Genomic DNA, 19,493 nt, shown 5'->3' on the forward strand with positions numbered 1-19,493 from the left:
TGAAACTACGCGTAGAAGTCGCGGATCTTGGGCGCCTCGACCTTGGCCCGGTCGTACCCGGCCCGGATCGCCGGAGCGATCTCATTGGGATCCAGCAGATTCACCCCGGGCGGGGTGCCCGCGATGATCAGCATCGGCGTGGTCCCGACGGCCTTGAGCGCATCGATCTCGGTGTAGATGTTGTGCGGGATGCCGCTGAGCAGACTGCCCTCGTAGCCGTTGGTCAGCGTGATCACCAATGCCCGCTTCGAGCCGGCCACCACATCGGTGTGCGCCCAGGTCTTCGAAATCCCGCCGTCCATGCAGTACCGCTGCCCCAGCAGGGTCGGGCCGATGATGCCCGGCAGCGACGAACTCGCCCCCGTTGCATGGGCGAGCGGAATTCCGTTGCGCTGCGCCACATCCTGACCGATGACCAGCCGCTGGCCGGTGTAACAGTCGTTGGCGGTGGTGAACATCTTGGCCGGCGGCCAGCCGGTCCTGCTGTCGTCGGTCAGCATCCACGCCAGCCGTTCCACCGCATCTCCGCTCACCGAGTTGTCGGCGGCCAGCGCGGCGTGCCCGATCAGCCGGATGGTCTCGGGGTCACCGCTTTTGACCGAGAAGTTGATCTCGCGGGCGCGCTGCTGGCTGGCGTTGGCACTCGACACCGGTGCGAGTTGGGCGAAGCGGGAGGGGAACTGGCCGAAGAAGTCGAACTCGTCGCGCATGTGCTGAAAGTTGCCCGACGTCATCGACGAGCCGATGTACGCACCGGCCGAGGTGCCGACGACCATGTCGGCCTGACCCGCCGGGTCGACACCCTCCTCGAGCAGGCCGTGGAAGAAGCCGCAGTACCAGGCGAGGTAATACTCGCCTCCACCACCGAGCACCAACGTGCGGTCCAGTCCGGCTGCCAGATTCGACGGCGTCGGCGCATCCGGTACCGGTCGCGCGAGCCCGTCGCCATCGAAGAGCTTCGCCGAGATCGAGGCCGCCAATGCCTCGCCTTGCGAGTCAGCCCGTGCTACCGGACTCCCCGGCAATCCGGCTACCGCAGAGGCCAATCCAGCGGTGACCCCGAGCCCCAGCGCGCTGCGCCGGGAGAAGTCGCTCACGCAACCTGACCGTTCAGCACCGGCAGACCCGGATCGCTGCGCGCGTCCAGCGGTGACGGTGCCGCACCGGCGGCGATCAGATGCGCGGCGAAGGAGGCAATCATCGCCCCATTGTCGGTGCACAACCGGGGTCGCGGGATGCGAAGCGTCAAACCCGCTGCCGTACACCGCTCTTCGGCGAGTTCACGCAGCCGCGAATTGGCAGCCACCCCACCCGCGATCAGCAAGGTCGACACCCGGAGCTCACCGGCGGCCCGCACCGCTTTGGCGGTCAGCACGTCGGCGACGGCCTCCTGGAATCCGGCCGCGACGTCGGCGGTCGGTGCGTCGGGATGGCTTTCGACGTAGCGGGCCACCGCGGTCTTCAGCCCCGAGAACGAGAATGCGAACGGTTCATCGCGCGGCCCGGTCATGCCGCGCGGGAAGACGATGGCGTCGCGGTCGCCGGTGCGGGCAAGCTCGTCGAGGGGCCGTCCGCCCGGATAGCCCAGGCCCAGCAGCCGGGCCACCTTGTCGTAGGCCTCGCCCGCCGCATCGTCGACGGTGCTGCCGAGTTCGACGATCGGCTCGCCCAGCGAGCGCACGTGCAGCAGGTGGGTGTGCCCGCCGGACACCAGCAGCCCAACGCATTCGGGCAGCGGACCGTTGTCGTAGACGTCGGCGGCCAGGTGCCCGCCGAGGTGGTTGACCGCATAGAACGGCACTCCCCACGCCGCGGCATACGCCTTGGCCGCGGCCACCCCGACCAGCAGCGCACCGGCCAGCCCTGGCCCGATGGTGGCCGCGACCACGTCCGGCTTGTCGATGCCGGCGGTCTGCAGCGCCCGGCGCATGGTCGGCCCGAGTGCTTCGAGGTGGGCCCGCGACGCGATCTCGGGAACCACGCCACCGAACCGGGCGTGTTCGTCGACGCTGGAGGCCACCTCGTCGGCCAGCAGGGTGACGGTGCCGTCGTCGTCGAGGCGGGCGATGCCGACTCCCGTTTCGTCACAGGAGCTTTCGATGGCCAGAATGATCATGCCGGGTCCCGTCGCATGGTGTAGGCGTCGGCGCCGCTGACCCGGTAGTAGCGCTTGCGCACCCCTACCTTCGCGAAGCCCAGGCTCGTGTACAGCGCGATCGCCGGCTCGTTGTCGGTGCGGACCTCCAGGTACACGATCGAGTCCGCGCCGACGTCGCTGAGCAGTTCGTTCATCATCTGGCGTCCGATCCCGTGTCCCTGATATGCGGGATCGACACCGACGGTGTGGATTTCGTATTCGAACGGTGGTTTGCGCCCCAGCCGGGAGATGCCGGCATAGCCGACCAGTTTGTCGTCGGCTCGCGCCGCCACATAACGGTTGTGCGGGGCCGCTAGTTCACGGATGAACGCGAAATCCGGCCACGGATCGTCACCTTCGAACAGCAGGTTCTCCAGTTCGGCGCAGCGGGCAGCGTCGGTCTTGTGCATCGGGCCGTATGAGATGTTCACCGCGCGACCCCGCGTTCGGCCAGCGTCTTCGCATCCGGACGGCGCAGATACAACGGCACCAGCGCCTCCGGCTCGGAATCCCAATCAGTCACGGCGGCAACCAGACCCGCCGCCGTCGGATAAGCGGTCCCGACGACGGGCAAATCGAACAGGGCGGCATGATCCGGTGATCCCGCGACGGCCTTGGCCGCTCCGACAGGGACGTCGGCCGCTGCCGCCACGTCCGGGCCGTCGATGCGCACCCCGTCGCGATAGCGCGCCCAATACACCTCGCGGCGGCGGGCATCGGTGACCACCAGCACCTCACCGGTGGTGAGCACCCCGATCGCGTCCAGACTGCAGACGCCGTAGACCGGTACACCCAAGGCGTGCCCGTAGGCCGCGGCGGTGGCCATCCCGACCCGCAGACCGGTGAACGGCCCTGGGCCGCAACCGACGACGACGGCATCCACGTCGGCCATCGTCAGTCCGGCTTCGGCAATCGCCGCCACCACATTGGGGGTCAGCGTCTCGGCGTGGGCGCGCGCATCCAGCGTGATCCGCTCCCCCGCCACGACAACACCCTCGCCGCGCACCGCCACCGCGGCGGTGACGGCCGGGGTGGCGGTGTCGATCACCAAGACATTGCGGATCATTCGTGGTTCCACTGCCAGGTCGCCGTCCGCACATCGCTGTCGGCGGCGCGGGTCAGCGTGATGTCGAGGTGGTTCTCGGAGAGCCGCTCGGCCAGGCCCTCACCCCACTCGACCACCACGACGGCGTCGTCGAGATCGGCGTCGAGGTCCAGCGAATCCAGTTCGGCCAGCAGGTCGGCTCCGGTGTGTTCGAGCAGGCGGTAGACGTCGACGTGCACCAGCTCTGGGCGCCCCGCCTGGCGTGCCCGATGCACCCGGGCCAGCACGAACGTCGGCGACGTCACCGGTCCGTCGACATCCATTCCGAGCGCAATTCCCTTGGTGAACGCGGTCTTTCCGGCACCCAGCGGACCGGAGAGGACCACCACATCGCCGGCCTGCAGTTGCCTGCCCAGCTTCTCGCCCAGCGCAATCGTGTCTTCGACGGTGGGCAGCTCGATCGTGCCGCTGCGCACCTGCGTCCTATCCACGGGCCCGGTCCTTGAGCCGGCGGGTGAAGGCGATCAGCTTCGACGGGGTCGCCCGCTCGACCAGATGCACCAGCGCGTCGTTGATCAGTTCGGGCTGTTCGAGCTGCACCAGATGACCTGCGCCGCCGACGATCAGCAGCTCGCAGTTGGGCAGCACCGCGGCCATCTCCTCGGAGTGCACGATCGGGGTCAGCACGTCGTGGTCACCGCAGGCGATCAACGTCGGGATCCGGGCCAGCACCGGCAGCGCCGCGCTCTCGTCGTGCACCTCCAGCGCGTGCAGGAACTCGACCAGGGTGGCGATCGGGGTGTCGTGGATCATCTGCTCGGAGAACGCCACAACACGCGGGCTCATGTTGTGGTCGTCGCCGTAGGAGGCGGCGCGCAGGATCGGGCGGAGCACCGACCGGGCCGCACCGCGGGTGCGGTGCACCAGTTTCGGGGCGTAGCGGGCGGCGAATCGCACGGCCTCCAGCGCGGGGTTCTGCAGGATCTCGCCCAGCGGCGAGCGGGACAGCCCTTCGGAGGCCGACGACAGCAGCGCCGCGCCCACGATTCGGCTGCCGTAGTGCTTGGGGAATTGGCGGGCATGCGAGAGTACCGTCATCCCGCCCATCGAATGGCCGACGAGGACGATCGGCCCGCGCGGAACCATCACTTGCAGAATGGTTTCCAGGTCTTGGCCAAGCTGGGTCACGGTGTAGGTGTCGACGGGTGCGGGACTGGACTGGCCGTGCCCGCGCTGGTCGTAGAACACCATGCGCACCTGGTCGCCCCAGCGGGCCGCCAGGGCCGCGCGCTGGAAGTGAAACGATCCCATCTGCAGACAGAACCCGTGGGCGAACACCACCGTCAGCGGCGCGGTGGTCGGGCCGACTTCGCGGACCACCAGCGGGATACCGTCCGGCGTGGTGACCACGCAGCCGCGGTCGGCATCCAGAAGCCCGAAATCCTCACGCTGGTACAGGTCTTCGACCTCGGATCGGTGCCCGAACGCGCGGGCCGCCGACACGCCGGCGACGGTGCCGACCGCGCTCAGGCCGGCCATCCCGGCCAAGAGCCCGGCCTTCTTGCCCACGCCGAGACCGGGATGCTCGGCCTTGCGGGCCAGCTTCTCCGCGCTCTTCTCGGCGCGGCGCACCAACCGTTCGTCGATCCCTCGGGCGCGCTTGGGGTCCTTCTCACCGTCACTGCCCACCGGCGTCGGCCTCCCGGTAGGTGCGCACCACACGTCCGCGCGGGCTGGTGACCACCTCGTAGTGGATGGTGCCGAGAAGATCGGCCCAGGTTTGGGCTGTCGGTTCACCGGATGTGCCGGGGCCGAACAGAATTGCTTCGTCCCCCTCGGTGACGTCGGGCTCACCCGGGCCGAGGTCGACGACGAACTGGTCCATGCACACCCGCCCGACACTGCGACGCAGCCGGCCGTTGATCAGCACGTCGATCCGTCCGCCGAGCGGGCGGTACAGCCCGTCGGCGTAGCCGATGGGCAGCAGCGCCAGGGTGGTGTCCCGCTCGGCGATCCAAGTGTGGCCGTAGGAGACTCCGTCGCCGGCCTTGACCGGCTTGACCATCGTCACCGCACATTTCAGGGTCATCGCCGGGCGCAGACCCATATCGCCGCGCTCGGGAATGGGACTGAGCCCGTAGACCGCGATACCGGGACGCACCATGTCGAAGCCCAGATCCGGTCGCGTCATCGCCGACGGCGAGTTCGACAGGTGCGCGACCTCGAATTCGACTCCGCGCCTACGTGCTTCGGCGATCACATCGGTAAAGCGCTGCGCCTGAAGGTCATTGAGCGGGTCGTCGGGGGCGTCGCCGTTGGCGAGATGCGACATGATGCCGCGCAGCCGGATCGCGTCCGCGGCGACCGCGCGCTGAAGCTCGGTCAGCACCGCCGGGAAGTCGGCGATGGCGACACCGTTGCGGTTGAGTCCGGTGTCGACCTTGATGGTGACCTCGGCGGTGCAGCCGGTGCGTTCGACGGCGTCAAGCAGCTCGGCGAGCTGGCGGGCTGAGGACACCGCGACCTGGACGTCGGCCGACAGTGCCGGGGCGAAATCGGTGCCGGGCGGGTGCAGCCAGGCCAGCACGGGTGCGGTGATCCCGCCTTCACGCAGTGCCACCGCCTCGTCGATGGTGGCAACGCCCAACTCGGCGGCACCGGCGGCGATCGCCGTCCGGCCGGCCGCGATGGCACCGTGGCCGTACGCGTCGGCCTTGACGACCGCCATCACCTGGGCGGATCCCGCGTGCTCACGCAAAACGCGCACGTTGTGGGCAATCGCCCCGAGATCGACGAGTGCTTCGGCGCCGGGACCGGAAACCTGGGTTTGCGTCGACGGGGTCAACGATGTCGTGTGCATGTTCATGTCACCGCCGCCAATTGTCCCAGAAGCCGACGCAGAAGCCCGCATAGGGCGCTGACCTGTCCTTTCGCCGCCGCCGGGGGCGGTAGAGTCGTCGGAATGCGGGTGCTGTCGATGGACGACGCCGTGCTGGCCGTGCGGCCGGACCTCGGCGGGCCGTCCGAGCAGCCGGCCCATTCCCGAATTGCTGTCTGGCTGGAGAAACTGATCGTGACCGGGCGTTTGACGCCGGGTGACAAACTGCCCCCCGAGGTCGAGATCGCCGGGGCGCTGGGCGTGAGCAGGATGACGCTGCGCCAGGCGCTGGCGGCGATCGAGGCCAAAGGGCTGATCCGGCGCAGCCGGGGCCGGTTCGGGGGCAACTTCGTCGAGACGCCCCGCTTGGAGTTCGACCACATCGGACTGCCGGGGTTCACCGAGCAGCTGCGCCGGCTGGACATGTCCGCGGGCGCGCGAGTGATCCGGGCCGTGACCCGGCAGCCGACCGCCAACGTCCGGCACGCCCTGCAGCTCAAACGCGGCGCCCCGGTGCACGAGATCATCCGCATCCGGTCGGCCAACAACACACCCGTGCTGCTCGAGGAGACCTACCTGCCGGCTGCCCGGTTCCCCCGCCTGCTGTCCGCCGACCTCACCGGCTCGGTGTACACGCTGATGGACCAATTCGGCACGCCGGTGTTCTCGGCCGACGAGCACATCGAGGCCACCGCCGCGTCCGAGTCGTCGGCCGAGCTGCTCGGAGTGGCCGTCGGCGACCCGCTGCTGGTGGTCACGCGCACCGCGTACGACCGCAACGAGGTTCCGGTGGAGTTCTCCCACGACTACTTCCGCTCCGACCGCACCCGCATCCGGGTGAAGTCCACCGTCGACCGGGGACCCGACGCCGAAGTGGAAACCTCGCCGGCGTCCTAAGCGCCGAGCAGCGGAAGCACGTGCTCGACGACGTCCGCCGACAGCCGCGGAATCACCGCAACGGTCGACTCAGGGCTGGGGCCGGTACCGACCGCGATGCAGCGCATACCCGCCGCCAGCGCACCCCGGATCCCGGGGACGGAATCTTCGAAAACGACGATATCGCTTGGTGCACAGCCGATTTGAGCGGCGCCAGAAAGAAATCCTTCCGGATCCGGCTTGCCGCGGGTGACATCTTCTTCGGCCACCACGACACGGATCAGCTCGCTGACCGGACTGCTTTCCAGGACAGCGCGAACGTCGTCGCGCTGGGCGCCGGTGACGATGGCCATCGGCACCCCGCGCTCCGCCAGCACCTGCACGAGCCGCACAGTCTCGGGCTGGATCGGATTGTGATCGGCCACCAGGTCGCGGTAGCGCCCCTTGCGCAGCTCCAGCAGCGCGTCGACATCGTGGTCGACGCCGGTGATCGCCAGCGCCTTCTCGACGATCTCGCGGTCGCTGTGGCCCAGCAGCTGGCTGTCGTAGTCGTGCTGGGTCATCGACCAGCCCAGATGCTCGTCGAACAGCTCGCTGAAGATGCGAAACAGGATCGGCTCGTCGTCCGACAACGTCCCGTTGAAATCGAAGATCACGGCCGGACGCGGGCCGCGGGCCCAGTCCGACATCACCTCACGCGCAAGCATTGGCTCCGGCACAGTTCAATAGTCTAGTCTTTTAGACGCGATGCCCCTTCCGGCGCGAGGATGTTTGTATGCCGTTCCTGTCTGATCCGGAACTGGATGCGCTGCTGGACCAATTGCCGGCCGTGGCCGGACAGCCGCGCCAACTCGAGGAACTCTCCGGCGGACTGACCAATCGCAACATCAAGATCACCACGCCGTCCGGGACGTACGTCGCTCGGTGCAGCGTCAACGAGACCAACCTGCTGGGCATCGACCGCGACAACGAGTACGTCAACAGCAAGGCCGCCGAACAGGCCGGTGTCGGCGCGCCGGTGATCGACTACCGCCCCGACCTGGGCGTCCTGCTGGTGGGCTTCCTCGAGGGCACCACGTTGACCAACCCCGACCTGCAGCGTCCCGATGTGCTGGCGCGGGTGGCCGCCGGCGTCCGGGCGTTGCACGCGGGCCCGCGCTTCCGCGACCGGTTCAACATGTTCGAGCGGCAGCCCGCCTATCTGAAGGTGGTGCAGGAGCGCGGCTTCCGGATACCGACCGACTACCTGTATTACACCCGCGAATTCCATGCGGTGAAGCGCATTCTCGGGCCCGACGATCACGCGACGGTACCCTGCAACAACGATCTGCTGGCCGGCAATTTCGTCGACACCGGCGAGAAGGTCTGGCTGATCGACTACGAGTACTCCGGCAACAACGATCCGTGTTTCGAGCTGGGCAACCTCGGTGCTGAATGCGGGCTGTCCACCGATCAGCTCGACGAGCTGGTCACGCTGTACTACGGGCGCCGGCTGCGGCACAAGACCGCCCGGGCCCGCCTACAGGGAATCATCGGCAAGTACGGCTGGACGCTGTGGGGCTGCATCCAGAACGGCTCCAGCTCTTTGGATTTCAACTTCTGGGACTGGGCGATGGAGCGATACGAGTCCGCGATCGCCGAGTTCCGCGGACCCGACTTTCCCCGCCTGCTCGCCGACGCACAAGCATCCGACTGACGACCGATAGGAACTCATGCCGACCCAAGAGCTGCCCGACCGCGCCCAGATCGTCATCATCGGGGGCGGTGTCATCGGCACCAGCGTGGCCTACCACCTGACCAAGCTCGGCCGCGCCGATGTCGTGCTGCTCGAGCAGGGTCAGCTGTCCTGCGGAACCACTTGGCACGCAGCGGGTCTGGTCGGGCAGCTGCGCGCCTCGGAGAGCGGCACCCGACTGGTCCAGTATTCCACCCAGCTGTATGCCGAACTCGAGGCCGAGACGGGACTGAGCGCCGGGTACAAGCAGTGCGGCGGAGTAACGGTGGCCCGCACCGAGGACCGGATGACCCAGCTGCGCCGCACTGCCGCCAACGCCGCCGCCTATCAGCTGGACTGCGAATTGCTCAGCCCCGATGAGGCTTTCGAACGCTATCCGGTGATCCGGACCGACGATCTGGTCGGCGCCATCTGGCTGCCGGCTGACGGCAAGGCCAATCCGACCGACCTGACGATGGCGCTGGCCAAGGGTGCCCGCCAGCGCGGGGCCAAAGTGTTCGAGCACGTCCGGGTGCTGGATGTGCTCACCACCGACGGCCGGGCCACCGGTGTGCGCACCGACGCCGGTGACATCGAAGCCGAGATCGTGGTCAACTGCGCCGGGCAGTGGGCCAAGGCGATCGGCGCGATGGCCGGGGTGAATGTGCCGCTGTACTCGGCCGAACACTTCTACGTCGTCACCGAGACCATCGCCGGGGTGCACCCCGATCTGCCGATCCTGCGTGACCCCGACGGCTACACCTATTTCAAGGAAGAGGTCGGCGGTCTGGTCATCGGCGGTTTCGAGCCGGAGGCGAAACCGTGGGTGGCGCCGGACAAGATCCCCTACCCGTTCGAGTTCCAGCTGCTGGGCGAGGACTGGGAGCACTTCGAAATCCTGATGGACAATGCGCTGCTGCGGATTCCGGCGCTGGAGAACACCGGGATGAAGAAGCTCTACAACGGGCCGGAGAGCTTCACCCCGGACAACCAGTTCATCCTCGGCGAGGCACCCGAGTGCGCCAACTTCTTCGTCGGCGCGGGTTTCAACTCGGTCGGCATCGCCTCGGCGGGCGGCGCGGGGCGCGCGCTGGCGGAATGGATCGTCAACGGCTCCCCCACCTCGGATCTCACCGGGGTCGACATCCGCCGCTTCGCCCCGTTCAACGGCAACGTGGCGTGGCTGCACGACCGGGTCGCCGAGATCCTCGGCGTGCACTACGAGATCCCCTGGCCCAACCGGGAACTGAAGACCGCACGGCCGTTCCGCCGCTCACCCGTGCATCATCTGCTGGTCGCCGCTAACGCCAACTTCGGTAGCCGGATGGGCTGGGAGCGGGCCAACTTCTTCGCCCCGCCGGGCAGCGAACCGGTCATTGAATACTCGTGGGGCAAGCAGAACTGGCTGCCCTGGTCGGCCGACGAGCAGGTCACCACCCGCACCGCCGTCACCGTCTTCGATCAGACCTCGTTCTCCAAGTATGTGTTGGCCGGGCCGGGTGCCGAGGCCGCCCTGCAGTGGCTGTGCACCGCCGATGTTGCTGTGCCGGTGGGTAAGTCGGTGTACACCGGCATGCTCAATGAGCGCGGCACCTACGAATCCGACGTCACCGTCACCCGTACCGGCGCGCAGGAGTACCTGATCGTCAGCAGCGCGGCCACCACCGAGCGGGACAAGGACCACATCCGCAAGAATCTGCCGGCCGGGGCGCGCGCCGAACTGGTCGACGTCACGTCGTCGATGGCGGTGTTCGGCGTGATGGGCCCGAAATCCCGTGAGCTGCTGAGCAGTCTGACTGATGCCGACCTGTCCGACGATGCGTTCCCGTTCGCCACCAGCCAGGTGATCTCACTGGGGTATGCGACGGTGCGGGCCACCCGCATCACCTATGTCGGCGAATTGGGTTGGGAGCTTTACGTTCCGGCCGAATTCGCGGTCGGAGTCTATGAGGATCTGCTGACGGCCGGCGAGCGGTTCGGCATCACCCGGGGTGGCTACTACGCGATCGAGTCGATGCGGCTGGAGAAGGGCTACCGCGCGTTCGGCCGGGAGCTGACGCCCAGCGAGAATCCCGTCGAGGCGGGCCTGCTGTTCGCCTGCAAGCTCTCCTCCGACATCGATTTTCTCGGTCGCGCGGCGGTCGAGAAGGCCAAAGCCGAAGGCCCGCGGCGGCGACTGGTCAGCTTCGCCGTCGACAGCAGCGAGCCGATGCTGTGGGGCGGCGAGCTGATCCTGCGCGACGGCGCGGTCGCCGGTCAGGTCACCTCCGCCGCATGGGGTGCCACGACTGGCGCGTGCGTCGGGCTGGGGTACGTCCGAGCCTCCGATGACGCGGTCGTCACCCCCGACTGGGTACGGGCAGGGTCCTACGCCGTCAACGTCGGCGGCCAGGTCTACCCGATCACCGTGTCACTCAAGGCAATTTACGATCCGACTAATCAGCGGGTGCGCTAGCGTTCAGGCGTGTTCAAGCAGATCTGCTTTTTCCGCAAGCGCGCCGACATGACGGCCGACGAGTTCATGGACTATTACGAGAACCAGCATTCGCGGCTGTCCGAGCGGATGGGCCGATCGCCATCGATCCCCAATGCGGTGCGTTATGTGCGGCGCTACCTCGTACCCGAGATGAACCCGGTGACAGGCCGGGTGATCGATCCCGGGTACGACTGCCTCATGGAGATCTGGTGGAACTCCCGCGAGGATTTCGAGGAATCCCAGCGTCTCATCGCCTCACCCGATCGGCTGCCGTCGATCAAAGACGATGAGGTGCAGTTGTTTGCCTCCCACGACAATCCGGTGTGCTCGGTGATCGAATACGACTCGCCGATGGGGCCGCACGGCGAGGCGACCCACGTCGACGTCAGCTACCGCTGAAGGTCTCCGTCGGTCGCACCGGATTCAGCATCACGAGCGGAATGCGCCGGCTCGTCGACTGCTGATAGCTGATGTACGGCGGATACAGGTGGCACATGTACTCCCAGACCTGATGCCGTTCATCGCCTTCCGGTTCGCGCCACGTCGCCTCGAAGGCCTGGGTGGCGACCTGCACATCGACCGTCTCGCTGGACTGGATGTTCAGGTACCACTCCGGATGATTGTCGGCTCCGCCTTTGGAGCCGACAATCACGATCTCCCCACCGAAGTTGCCGTAGATGAGCGGCTTGATGTAGCGCTGACCCGACTTGCGGCCCGTGTAGCGAATCAGGCAGTGGGTGGTGAACGCCCGGCCGCCGACATCGTTCAGGTCGAGGATGTGGCCCTGCGCGCCACCGGTTTCGAGGTACGTCTTGAGGTGCTGAGCCGTGAAGTCGGCACGGCTCGCGCGGATTGCCGCGGCGTCTGCGTCGGCCATCAGTGGGCGAAGTGTTCTTGGGTGAAGTACCCATCCGGCTTGATCGCGTCCATGTGGGTGAGGACCGAATTGAGGTCCTCCCACAGCGAGCGGGCCAGGTCGGCGGAGAAGCCCTCGCGCACCACCACCCGCAGCACCGCGATGTTCTCCGCGCCGTCGGGCATGGTGTAGGCGGGCACCTGCCAGCCGTAGGACCGCAGCGCCGTCGACACGTCGAATTCGTTGTATCCGAAGCCGCCCTTCAGCCGGAACGCCACCACCGGGATCGCCGACCCATCGGAGATCACGTCGAAGTGCTGGCAGCCCTCCAGCTGGTCGGCGAACCAACGCGCCGTACTCGAAAGGCATTGCATCACATGGGTGTAACCAGCCCGTCCCAGTCTCAGGAAATTGTAGTACTGGCCGACCACCTGGTTGCCGGGTCGGGAGAAGTTGAGTGTGAACGTCGGCATGTCACCGCCGAGGTAGTTGACCCGGAATACCAGATCGTCAGGAAGGGCATCGGCGTTGCGCCACACCACGAACCCGATGCCCGGATAGGTCAGTCCGTACTTGTGGCCGCTGACGTTGATCGAGGCCACGCGCGGTAGCCGGAAATCCCACTTGACGTCGGGGTGCAAGAACGGGACCACGAACCCACCGCTGGCGGCGTCGACATGCACCGGAATGTCAAGTCCCTTGTCCTGCTGCAATTTATCCAGCGCCGCACAGATCTCGGCGATCGGTTCCAGTTCGCCGGTGTAGGTGGTGCCCAGGATTCCCACCACACCGATGGTGTCCTCGTCGACGAACTCGAGAACCTGCTCGGGGGTGATGACGTAGCGGTCCTCGGCCATCGGGATGTAGCGCGGCTCGACTTCGAAGTAGCGGCAGAACTTCTCCCACACCACCTGCACGTTGGAGCCCATCACCAAGTTCGGGGTGCGCCCCTTCCACTTGTCCCCGACGCGCTCCTTCCACCGCCATTTCAGCGCCAGCCCGCCCAGCATGACGGCCTCCGACGAGCCGATGGTCGACACGCCGACCGCGGTCGAGGCGTCGTCATCGCGCAGGTTCTCGGCGTGAAACAGGTCGGCAACCATTGCCACACAGCGTGATTCGATGGCCGCAGTCGCCGGGTACTCGTCCTTGTCGATCATGTTCTTGTCGAACGTCTCGGCCATCAGCTTCTCGGCCTCGGGGTCCATCCACGTCGTGACGAATGTCGCGAGATTGAGCCGCGAGCTGCCGTCGAGCATCAACTCGTCATGGATGAAGCGGTATGCCGCAGAGGGTTCCATCGCTTCGTCGGGCAGCCGCAGCGAGGGGATGGGGTCGTTGGCCAACCGCCCGGTGTAGGCCGGTGCGATCGACGGGGAACGGTATTTGACGTGGGGCACGGTGGTCCTTTCTACAGTTCTGCGACGGCTTGACGAATGTGGGCGAGGATGCGCGACGCGGACGTGGGCACCGGCGCCGGACCGGGGTCGGCTGCCGAAGCGTCGGCGGCACGGGCGTGCACGAAGGCCGCCGCGGCGGCGGCCTCGATGGGCGCCAGACCCGAAGCCAGCAGGGCACCGATCATGCCGGACAGCACATCACCGGATCCGGCGGTCGCCGCCCACGACCCGCCGGCCCGGTTGAGGTATACCGCGCCCGACGGATCGGCGATGACGGTGACATTGCCTTTCAACAGCACGGTCGCACCGAACGCTTCGGCGAGCCTGCGGGTGGCCGCCACCCGATCGTCCCCCGGCGGTCCGCCGGCCAGGCGGGCGAACTCACCGGCGTGCGGGGTCAACACGGTCGGGGCCGTCCGCCGCAAAAGCAGGTGCGGATGGTGGGACAGCAGGGTCAGGGCATCGGCGTCGACGACCACCGGAAGCGCGGTCTTGAGCGCGAAAGTCAAAGCACCGAAGGCCTTTTCATCGGTACCGAGCCCAGGACCGACGACCCAGGCCTGCACCCGCCCGGCGGCGTGGGGGTTCGGCGCGGCCACCACCTCCGGCCAGTGCGACACCACCTCGGCAGCAGCAGATCCCGCGTAACGCTTCATGCCCGACGTCGCGGCCACCGCGGCCCCGGTGCACAGGATCGCCGCGCCCGGGTACGTGGCCGAGCCGGCCATGATGCCGGTGACGCCCTGGCTGTACTTGTCGTCGTGCACGCCGGGCAGCGGCCAGCGGGCCTTGACGTCGGCGGCCTCGAAGCTCAGCAGCTCGGGGCGTGGCAGGTCCAGTCCAATGTCGACGAGTTCGACCCGCCCGCAGTCGGCCAGGGTGTGAACGGGTTTGAGCCCGCCGAAGGTGACGGTCAGCGCGGCGCGTACCGCCGGCCCGTCGATCGCCCCGGTCTGGACATCGATGCCGCTGGGAATGTCGACGGCCACCACCGGGATCTCGGCGGCCTCGACCGCGTCGAACACGGCGGCGGCCGCCTCGCGCAGCGGGCCCTTGCCCGAGATGCCGACGACCCCGTCGATCACCAGATCCGCTGCCGAGGGCACGGCTGACACCACCCGGCCGCCTGCGGAACGAAACGCCGCCAGCCCCTTGGCATGGGTGCGTTCGGGATTCAGCAGGATCGCGGTGGCGGCGACCCCGCGCCGACGCAGGAGGGTGGCGGCCCACAGCGCGTCACCGCCGTTGTCACCGGATCCGACGACAGCACAGACGTGGCGCCCGGCGAGTGCTCCACTACGGGCCCGCAGTTCCGCGGCGATCGCGGTGGCCAATCCATAAGCGGCACGACGCATCAGCACACCGTCGGGCAGGCTGGCCAGCAAAGGCGCCTCGGCGGCGCGGATTGCGTCGGCGGAGTAGTAGTGCCGCATCGGCACCAAGGTTACGTGCTGATCCGGTGATAGCGGCCAAGTCTGCGCGGGTATTCACCCACATGACCGATCAGCAGCTACTCGATGAGCTCCTCGATATCGAACGTGCGGGGTGGCAGTCCTTGTGTGAGTCCACCGGCGACCGCTTCTACGGCGACGTGATGACCGATGACGCCGTGATGGTGATGGCCAACGGGATGATGCTGGACCGCGCCGCGGTGACAGCCGCGCTCGGTCAGGCCCCGCCGTGGAAGCGGTTCGACCTGACCGAGCCGCAGATCGTCTCGGCGGGCGACGACGCCGCGGCGCTGGTGTATGTGGGCACGGCCGAGCGCGACGGCGGCGACGAGCCGTTCGTCGGGGCGATGTCGTCGCTGTACCGGCGCATCGATGGCCGGTGGCGGCTCGCGCTGTATCAGCAGACCGCAATCACGTAGCCGTATTATTTTGGAGTGAACGAACCAAACGTCACTCCGTCGCCGGCCGCCGTCAACGGCCACCCGCTCACCCGTAAGGGCGCTCAGACCCGAGACCGGATTGTGGCGGCGGCCGCCGACCTGATGCAGGACCGTGGGGTGGCTCGCACCACCATCGAGGACATTCAGGCTGCCGCCGGGATCAGCTCGTCGCAGCTCTACCACTATTTCGCCGACAAGGGCGCCCTTGTTGCCGCTGTCATCGAACTCCAGGGCCGACGGGTGCTCGACGTTCAACATCTGGGCCTGGACCAGCTGGCCTCCGTGGATGACCTGTGGCGGTGGCGCGATCTGGTGGTTGGCATCCGAACAGCCCAAAACTGTGTCGGCGGATGCCCACTCGGCTCTCTCGCCGCGGACCTCTCGGAAACGGACGCGGTGGCCCGAGCCCAGCTGGCGCGGTGGTTCGACGAGTGGGAGCGCATGCTGCGCGACGGTCTGGCGTCGATGGCATCCGCCGGCCAATTCACCGCAGGCACCGATACGGAGCGATTGGCGCTTGCGTTGCTCGCCGCCACCCAGGGCGGACTCCTGCTCAGTCAGGTCTCGCGGGACACCACCCCCTTGGCTGCGGCGATGGATACCGTGATCGCCCAGATCGCCACCCATCTGACCACGGCGGCCGCCAAGGCCGTCCGGCGGCGTTGATTTTGGTGTTGACACTCCATTTTTTGCTGGCCACCATCGGCAGTGGACCGACGAGAGGAGCACCAGTGTCCACCACCGAACCCACCACGATCGCCGCCCAAGTCGCGCAACTGCAACAGGGCATGGCAGGTCATCTGCCCACCGAAGCCATCGAGGTGTTCACCGCCGACCAGAGACGAATGGTCGACGAAGGCGTAGCGCCCGGAGCGGCCCAGCCCGGAACTCCGCTCCCCGACCCTGAACTGCTTGATACCCAAGGCAATCCGACCACTATCGGCAGCCTGCGCGGAAACCGCCCGGCCGTCGTCGTCTTCTACCGCGGGGCGTGGTGCCCGTATTGCAATCTGGCACTGAACGCGTACCAGGACCAGCTGGTCCCCGCGCTGGCCCGGCGCGACATCCCGTTGATCGCCATCAGCCCGCAGAAGCCCGACGGCTCGCTGTCGACCGCGGAAGCCAACGCGCTCTCGTTCGACGTCGTCTCCGACCCCGGCAACCAGATTGCCAAGGCACTTCGTATCGTCATCTCGCCGTCGGAGGCGTCTCGGGCGGTGACCCAGCAGCTTGGTATCGACCTACGCGAAGCCAACGCCGACGGCGGGTACGAGCTGCCGATGCCGACTGTCCTCGTCGTCGACGAGCGGGGCATCATCGCGTGGAGCGATGTCCACCCTGACTACACCACCCGCACCGAGGTTGCCGACATCCTCTCGGCCGTCGCTCAGCTGGACTGAACGCCCTATTCGACCGTGACGGACTTCGCGAGGTTACGCGGCTTGTCGACGTCATAGCCGCGGGCCCTGGCCACCGCGGCCGCGAAGACCTGTAGCGGGACCGTGGACAGCAGCGGCTGGAAAAGCGTTGACACCGCGGGTATTTCGAAGATGTGATCGGCGTACGGGCGCACGGTGTCGTCGCCCTCTTCGGCGATCACGATGGTGACCGCTCCACGAGCCTGGATCTCGCGGATGTTGCTCAGCAACTTGGCGTGCAGGGTCGCCGCGTTCTTCGGCGACGGCATCACGACGATGACGGGCAGGCCCTCTTCGATCAGCGCAATCGGACCGTGCTTGAGCTCACCGGCCGCGAAGCCCTCGGCGTGCATGTAGGCCAGTTCCTTGAGCTTGAGCGCACCTTCGAGCGCCACCGGGTAGCCGACGTGACGGCCCAGAAACAGCACGGTCGGCGACGCGGCGAACCGCTGCCCGAGCTCGGTGATCGGTCCCAGGTGGTCGAGCATCCGGGCCACCAGATCCGGCATCGACTCCAGTTCGTGGTACTCCCGCGCGACCTCGTCGGGGTACTTGGTGCCGCGGGCCTGGGCCAGCGCCAGACCGACGAGGTAGTTGGCCGCGATCTGGGCCAGGAACGTCTTGGTGGCCGCGACCCCGATCTCGGGGCCGGCTCGCGTGTAGAGCACCGCGTCGGCTTCGCGCGGGATCTGGCTGCCGTTGGTGTTGCAGATCGCCAGCACCTTGGCCTTCTGGCTCTTGGCGTGCCGGACGGCCTCCAGGGTGTCGGCGGTCTCGCCGGACTGGGAGATCGCGATCACCAGGGTGCCGCGGTCCAGAACCGGGTCCCGGTAGCGGAACTCGCTGGCGAGTTCGACCTCCACCGGCAGCCGGGTCCAGTGCTCGATCGCGTACTTGGCCAGCATTCCGGAGTGGAACGCGGTGCCGCAGGCGACGATGAAGACCTTGTCGACCTCGCGCAGCTCCTGGTCGGACAGGCGCTGCTCGTCGAGCGCGATCCGACCGTTGACGAAGTGGCCCAGAAGCGTGTCGGCGACCGCGGCCGGCTGCTCGGCGATCTCCTTGAGCATGAAGTACTCGTAGCCACCCTTTTCGGCGGCCGACAGATCCCAGTCGATGTGGAATTCCCGATACTCGCCGGCCGCGTCGCCGTGGAAGTCGGTGATCCGGTAGCCGTCGGCGGTGATGACGACCGCCTGGTCCTGCCCGAGTTCGACAGCGTCGCGGGTGAATTCGATGAACGCCGCGACGTCGGAGCCGATGAACATCTCGCCGTCGCCGATGCCGACCACCAACGGGGTGGAGCGCCGGGCGGCGATGATGGTTCCGGGATCGTCGGCGTGTGCGAAGACCAGGGTGAAGTGTCCCTCCAGCCGGCGCAGCACCGCGAGCACCGACGCCTCGAAGTCACCGGCGGTCGGCCCGTGGGCGTAGGCGTGGGCCACCAGGTGGACGGCCACCTCGGAGTCGGTGTCGCTGGCGAACTCCACGCCCTCGGCTTCGAGTTCCTGACGCAGGGTGGCGAAGTTTTCGATGATGCCGTTGTGGACGACGGCGAACTTGCCCGAGGCGTCGCGATGCGGGTGGGCGTTGCGGTCGGTGGGCCGGCCGTGGGTGGCCCAGCGGGTGTGGCCCATACCCGCGACGCCGGTCAGCGCGGCGGCGTCGGTTTCGGCCAGCGCTTCCTCGAGGTTGGTCAGCCGGCCGGCGCGACGACGCACGGTCAGGCCGCCATCGCCGTCGAGCAGGGCGATGCCGGACGAGTCGTAGCCGCGGTACTCCATCCGCCGCAGTGCGTCGACGACGACACCCCGGGCAGGACGATGCCCGACGTAAGCCACGATTCCGCACATGTTGATCCAGGGTAGTGCAGCAGCGGACGTCACTCCGTGGACTAGGTTCGTGGGGTGGCCCGGACACGCAAGCTCTTCGCGGCGCTGACTCGTCGCGGTCGGCATCAGGTTCTACGCGGTGACCTGGCCTTTGCCGGGCTCCCCGGCACCGTCTACACCCCGGCCTCGGGCTTCAATCTGCCCGGTGTGGCCTTCGGCCACGATTGGCTCACAGATGTCGATCACTACGAGAAAACGCTGGAACACCTCGCGTCGTGGGGCATCGTCGCCGCCGCCCCGAACACCGAGCGCGGCGTGGCGCCGTCGGTGCTGAACCTGGCGTTCGACCTGGGCACCACGCTGGACATCATCACCGGGGTGCGGCTGGGGCCTGGCCAGATCAGCGTGCACCCCACCAAGTTGGGCGTCGCCGGACACGGCTTCGGGGGATCGGCCGCGGTGTTCGCCGCCGCGGGCCTGTCCGGAGCGGGTGCCACCGCGCCCAAGGCTGTCGCGGCGTTGTTCCCGACGGTGACCAAGCCTCCCGCCAAGCAGCCCGCGGCGTCGCTGAAGACGCCCGGCCTGGTGCTCAGCGCCCCCGATGACGCGCACTCGCTGCGCACCGACGCCCTGGATCTGGCCGGCGCCTGGAAGGGGTCGGCGCTGCGGATCGTCAGCAAGGCCGAGTCGGCCGGGCTCGCCGAGAAGCGCCGGTTCGCCGGGGCGTTGGGCCTGCCGGGTTCGGATCGGCGCACCCAGAAGACGGCGCGCGCGCTGTTGACCGGCTTTCTGCTGTTCCACCTGACCGGCGACAAGGACTACCGCGAGTTCGCCGACCCCGAAGCCGTGCTGCCCAAGACCGAGGCGCTCGATCCCGAGGCCCCGCCGGTGACCCCCGAAGAGCAGATCGTCGCGCTGCTCAAGTAACCCGATTTACGACCAACCAACTGGTTGGTGATATACATTCCGG

At 67.7% G+C, this 19,493-nt stretch carries 20 protein-coding genes; 8 read left to right on the forward strand and 12 right to left on the reverse strand.

Annotated elements, in window-relative coordinates:
* Positions 1–5 precede the first annotated feature (5 nt).
* From EV580_RS09330 to alr, 7 genes are all read right to left on the reverse strand, one after another.
* On the reverse strand, positions 6–1,097 hold the full coding sequence (locus tag EV580_RS09330; protein WP_133690741.1) for a patatin-like phospholipase family protein: 1,092 nt from the start codon (positions 1,095–1,097) through the stop codon (positions 6–8).
* Positions 1,094–2,116 carry a tRNA (adenosine(37)-N6)-threonylcarbamoyltransferase complex transferase subunit TsaD gene (gene tsaD / locus EV580_RS09335; RefSeq protein ID WP_133690742.1) on the reverse strand — a complete coding sequence of 341 codons (1,023 nt, stop codon included), beginning with the start codon at positions 2,114–2,116 and terminating at the stop codon, positions 1,094–1,096. Before tsaD ends, EV580_RS09330 begins: the two co-directional genes overlap by 4 nt.
* The gene (gene rimI, locus EV580_RS09340) at positions 2,113–2,568 is read right to left on the reverse strand and encodes a ribosomal protein S18-alanine N-acetyltransferase (RefSeq protein ID WP_133690743.1); all 456 of its coding nucleotides are present in this window, start codon (positions 2,566–2,568) and stop codon (positions 2,113–2,115) included. Before rimI ends, tsaD begins: the two co-directional genes overlap by 4 nt.
* Positions 2,565–3,203 (reverse strand): tRNA (adenosine(37)-N6)-threonylcarbamoyltransferase complex dimerization subunit type 1 TsaB, encoded by a 639-nt coding sequence (tsaB, locus tag EV580_RS09345; protein ID WP_133690744.1) that lies wholly within the window; start codon positions 3,201–3,203, stop codon positions 2,565–2,567. Before tsaB ends, rimI begins: the two co-directional genes overlap by 4 nt.
* Entirely contained in the window at positions 3,200–3,673 is a 474-nt protein-coding gene (gene tsaE, locus EV580_RS09350) for a tRNA (adenosine(37)-N6)-threonylcarbamoyltransferase complex ATPase subunit type 1 TsaE (RefSeq protein ID WP_208114580.1), read from the reverse strand. Before tsaE ends, tsaB begins: the two co-directional genes overlap by 4 nt.
* A complete protein-coding gene (locus tag EV580_RS09355; protein ID WP_133691114.1) occupies positions 3,666–4,721 on the reverse strand; it encodes an alpha/beta fold hydrolase in 1,056 nt (351 codons plus the stop codon). Before EV580_RS09355 ends, tsaE begins: the two co-directional genes overlap by 8 nt.
* Before the next feature lie 139 nt (positions 4,722–4,860).
* Entirely contained in the window at positions 4,861–6,048 is a 1,188-nt protein-coding gene (gene alr, locus EV580_RS09360; RefSeq protein WP_133690745.1) for an alanine racemase, read from the reverse strand.
* Positions 6,049–6,144: 96 nt separating this feature from the next.
* Here alr and EV580_RS09365 point away from each other — a divergent pair, with 96 nt between their 5' ends.
* The gene (locus tag EV580_RS09365) at positions 6,145–6,957 is read left to right on the forward strand and encodes a GntR family transcriptional regulator (protein WP_133690746.1); all 813 of its coding nucleotides are present in this window, start codon (positions 6,145–6,147) and stop codon (positions 6,955–6,957) included.
* Here EV580_RS09365 and EV580_RS09370 read toward each other — a convergent pair.
* Positions 6,954–7,655 (reverse strand): HAD family hydrolase, encoded by a 702-nt coding sequence (locus tag EV580_RS09370; RefSeq protein WP_286171507.1) that lies wholly within the window; start codon positions 7,653–7,655, stop codon positions 6,954–6,956. The two genes, EV580_RS09365 and EV580_RS09370, sit on opposite strands and share 4 nt — an antisense overlap.
* Before the next feature lie 56 nt (positions 7,656–7,711).
* On the opposite strand from EV580_RS09370, the gene EV580_RS09375 reads away from it, so the two are divergent.
* From EV580_RS09375 to EV580_RS09385, 3 genes are read left to right on the forward strand one after another with little or no spacing between them, the layout of a single operon-like run.
* A complete protein-coding gene (locus EV580_RS09375; RefSeq protein ID WP_133690747.1) occupies positions 7,712–8,632 on the forward strand; it encodes a phosphotransferase in 921 nt (306 codons plus the stop codon).
* 16 nt (positions 8,633–8,648) lie between these two features.
* Positions 8,649–11,105: a GcvT family protein gene (locus tag EV580_RS09380; protein WP_133690748.1), complete on the forward strand. Its 2,457-nt coding sequence runs from the start codon at positions 8,649–8,651 to the stop codon at positions 11,103–11,105.
* A gap of 9 nt (positions 11,106–11,114) precedes the next feature.
* Positions 11,115–11,525 carry an EthD domain-containing protein gene (locus EV580_RS09385; RefSeq protein ID WP_133690749.1) on the forward strand — a complete coding sequence of 137 codons (411 nt, stop codon included), beginning with the start codon at positions 11,115–11,117 and terminating at the stop codon, positions 11,523–11,525.
* On the opposite strand, the gene EV580_RS09390 is transcribed toward EV580_RS09385, so the two are convergent.
* The 3 genes from EV580_RS09390 to EV580_RS09400 are packed head-to-tail and all read right to left on the reverse strand — an operon-like array spanning position 11,512 to position 14,815.
* Positions 11,512–12,003 carry a nitroreductase/quinone reductase family protein gene (locus EV580_RS09390; protein WP_133690750.1) on the reverse strand — a complete coding sequence of 164 codons (492 nt, stop codon included), beginning with the start codon at positions 12,001–12,003 and terminating at the stop codon, positions 11,512–11,514. The two genes, EV580_RS09385 and EV580_RS09390, sit on opposite strands and share 14 nt — an antisense overlap.
* A complete protein-coding gene (gad, locus tag EV580_RS09395; protein WP_133690751.1) occupies positions 12,003–13,382 on the reverse strand; it encodes a glutamate decarboxylase in 1,380 nt (459 codons plus the stop codon). Before gad ends, EV580_RS09390 begins: the two co-directional genes overlap by 1 nt.
* A gap of 11 nt (positions 13,383–13,393) precedes the next feature.
* Positions 13,394–14,815, reverse strand: a complete 1,422-nt coding sequence (locus EV580_RS09400; protein ID WP_133690752.1) for an NAD(P)H-hydrate dehydratase — start codon at positions 14,813–14,815, stop codon at positions 13,394–13,396.
* Between the two features lie 62 nt (positions 14,816–14,877).
* On the opposite strand from EV580_RS09400, the gene EV580_RS09405 reads away from it, so the two are divergent.
* The 3 genes from EV580_RS09405 to EV580_RS09415 all read left to right on the forward strand — a co-directional run bounded on the left by EV580_RS09405 (position 14,878) and on the right by EV580_RS09415 (position 16,673).
* Positions 14,878–15,252: a nuclear transport factor 2 family protein gene (locus EV580_RS09405; protein ID WP_133690753.1), complete on the forward strand. Its 375-nt coding sequence runs from the start codon at positions 14,878–14,880 to the stop codon at positions 15,250–15,252.
* A gap of 15 nt (positions 15,253–15,267) precedes the next feature.
* Complete coding sequence (locus EV580_RS09410) at positions 15,268–15,939, forward strand: TetR/AcrR family transcriptional regulator (RefSeq protein ID WP_286171508.1); 672 nt, start codon at positions 15,268–15,270, stop codon at positions 15,937–15,939.
* Between the two features lie 65 nt (positions 15,940–16,004).
* Positions 16,005–16,673: a peroxiredoxin-like family protein gene (locus tag EV580_RS09415; protein ID WP_208114581.1), complete on the forward strand. Its 669-nt coding sequence runs from the start codon at positions 16,005–16,007 to the stop codon at positions 16,671–16,673.
* A gap of 5 nt (positions 16,674–16,678) precedes the next feature.
* Here EV580_RS09415 and glmS read toward each other — a convergent pair whose 3' ends face one another.
* Positions 16,679–18,544 (reverse strand): glutamine--fructose-6-phosphate transaminase (isomerizing), encoded by a 1,866-nt coding sequence (glmS, locus tag EV580_RS09420; RefSeq protein ID WP_133690754.1) that lies wholly within the window; start codon positions 18,542–18,544, stop codon positions 16,679–16,681.
* A gap of 54 nt (positions 18,545–18,598) precedes the next feature.
* Between glmS and EV580_RS09425 the strand changes: the two genes are divergently transcribed.
* The gene (locus EV580_RS09425) at positions 18,599–19,450 is read left to right on the forward strand and encodes a dienelactone hydrolase family protein (RefSeq protein WP_133690755.1); all 852 of its coding nucleotides are present in this window, start codon (positions 18,599–18,601) and stop codon (positions 19,448–19,450) included.
* Positions 19,451–19,493 lie beyond the last annotated feature (43 nt).

It is taken from the genome of Mycobacterium sp. BK086 (assembly GCA_004362315.1).
Classification (GTDB): Bacteria; Actinomycetota; Actinomycetes; order Mycobacteriales; family Mycobacteriaceae; genus Mycobacterium.

Bases quoted from the DNA above. Each gene is read 5' to 3' on its own strand.
- EV580_RS09405 (WP_133690753.1), top strand. From the start codon at position 14,878: ATGACCGATCAGCAGCTACTCGATGAGCTCCTCGATATCGAACGTGCG.
- EV580_RS09400 (WP_133690752.1), bottom strand. From the start codon at position 14,815: ATGCGGCACTACTACTCCGCCGACGCAATCCGCGCCGCCGAGGCGCCT.
- tsaD (WP_133690742.1), bottom strand. From the start codon at position 2,116: ATGATCATTCTGGCCATCGAAAGCTCCTGTGACGAAACGGGAGTCGGC.
- alr (WP_133690745.1), bottom strand. From the start codon at position 6,048: ATGAACATGCACACGACATCGTTGACCCCGTCGACGCAAACCCAGGTT.
- EV580_RS09380 (WP_133690748.1), top strand. From the start codon at position 8,649: ATGCCGACCCAAGAGCTGCCCGACCGCGCCCAGATCGTCATCATCGGG.
- EV580_RS09375 (WP_133690747.1), top strand. From the start codon at position 7,712: ATGCCGTTCCTGTCTGATCCGGAACTGGATGCGCTGCTGGACCAATTG.
- EV580_RS09365 (WP_133690746.1), top strand. From the start codon at position 6,145: ATGCGGGTGCTGTCGATGGACGACGCCGTGCTGGCCGTGCGGCCGGAC.
- EV580_RS09355 (WP_133691114.1), bottom strand. From the start codon at position 4,721: ATGGCCGGCCTGAGCGCGGTCGGCACCGTCGCCGGCGTGTCGGCGGCC.
- glmS (WP_133690754.1), bottom strand. From the start codon at position 18,544: ATGTGCGGAATCGTGGCTTACGTCGGGCATCGTCCTGCCCGGGGTGTC.
- tsaB (WP_133690744.1), bottom strand. From the start codon at position 3,203: ATGATCCGCAATGTCTTGGTGATCGACACCGCCACCCCGGCCGTCACC.
- EV580_RS09390 (WP_133690750.1), bottom strand. From the start codon at position 12,003: ATGGCCGACGCAGACGCCGCGGCAATCCGCGCGAGCCGTGCCGACTTC.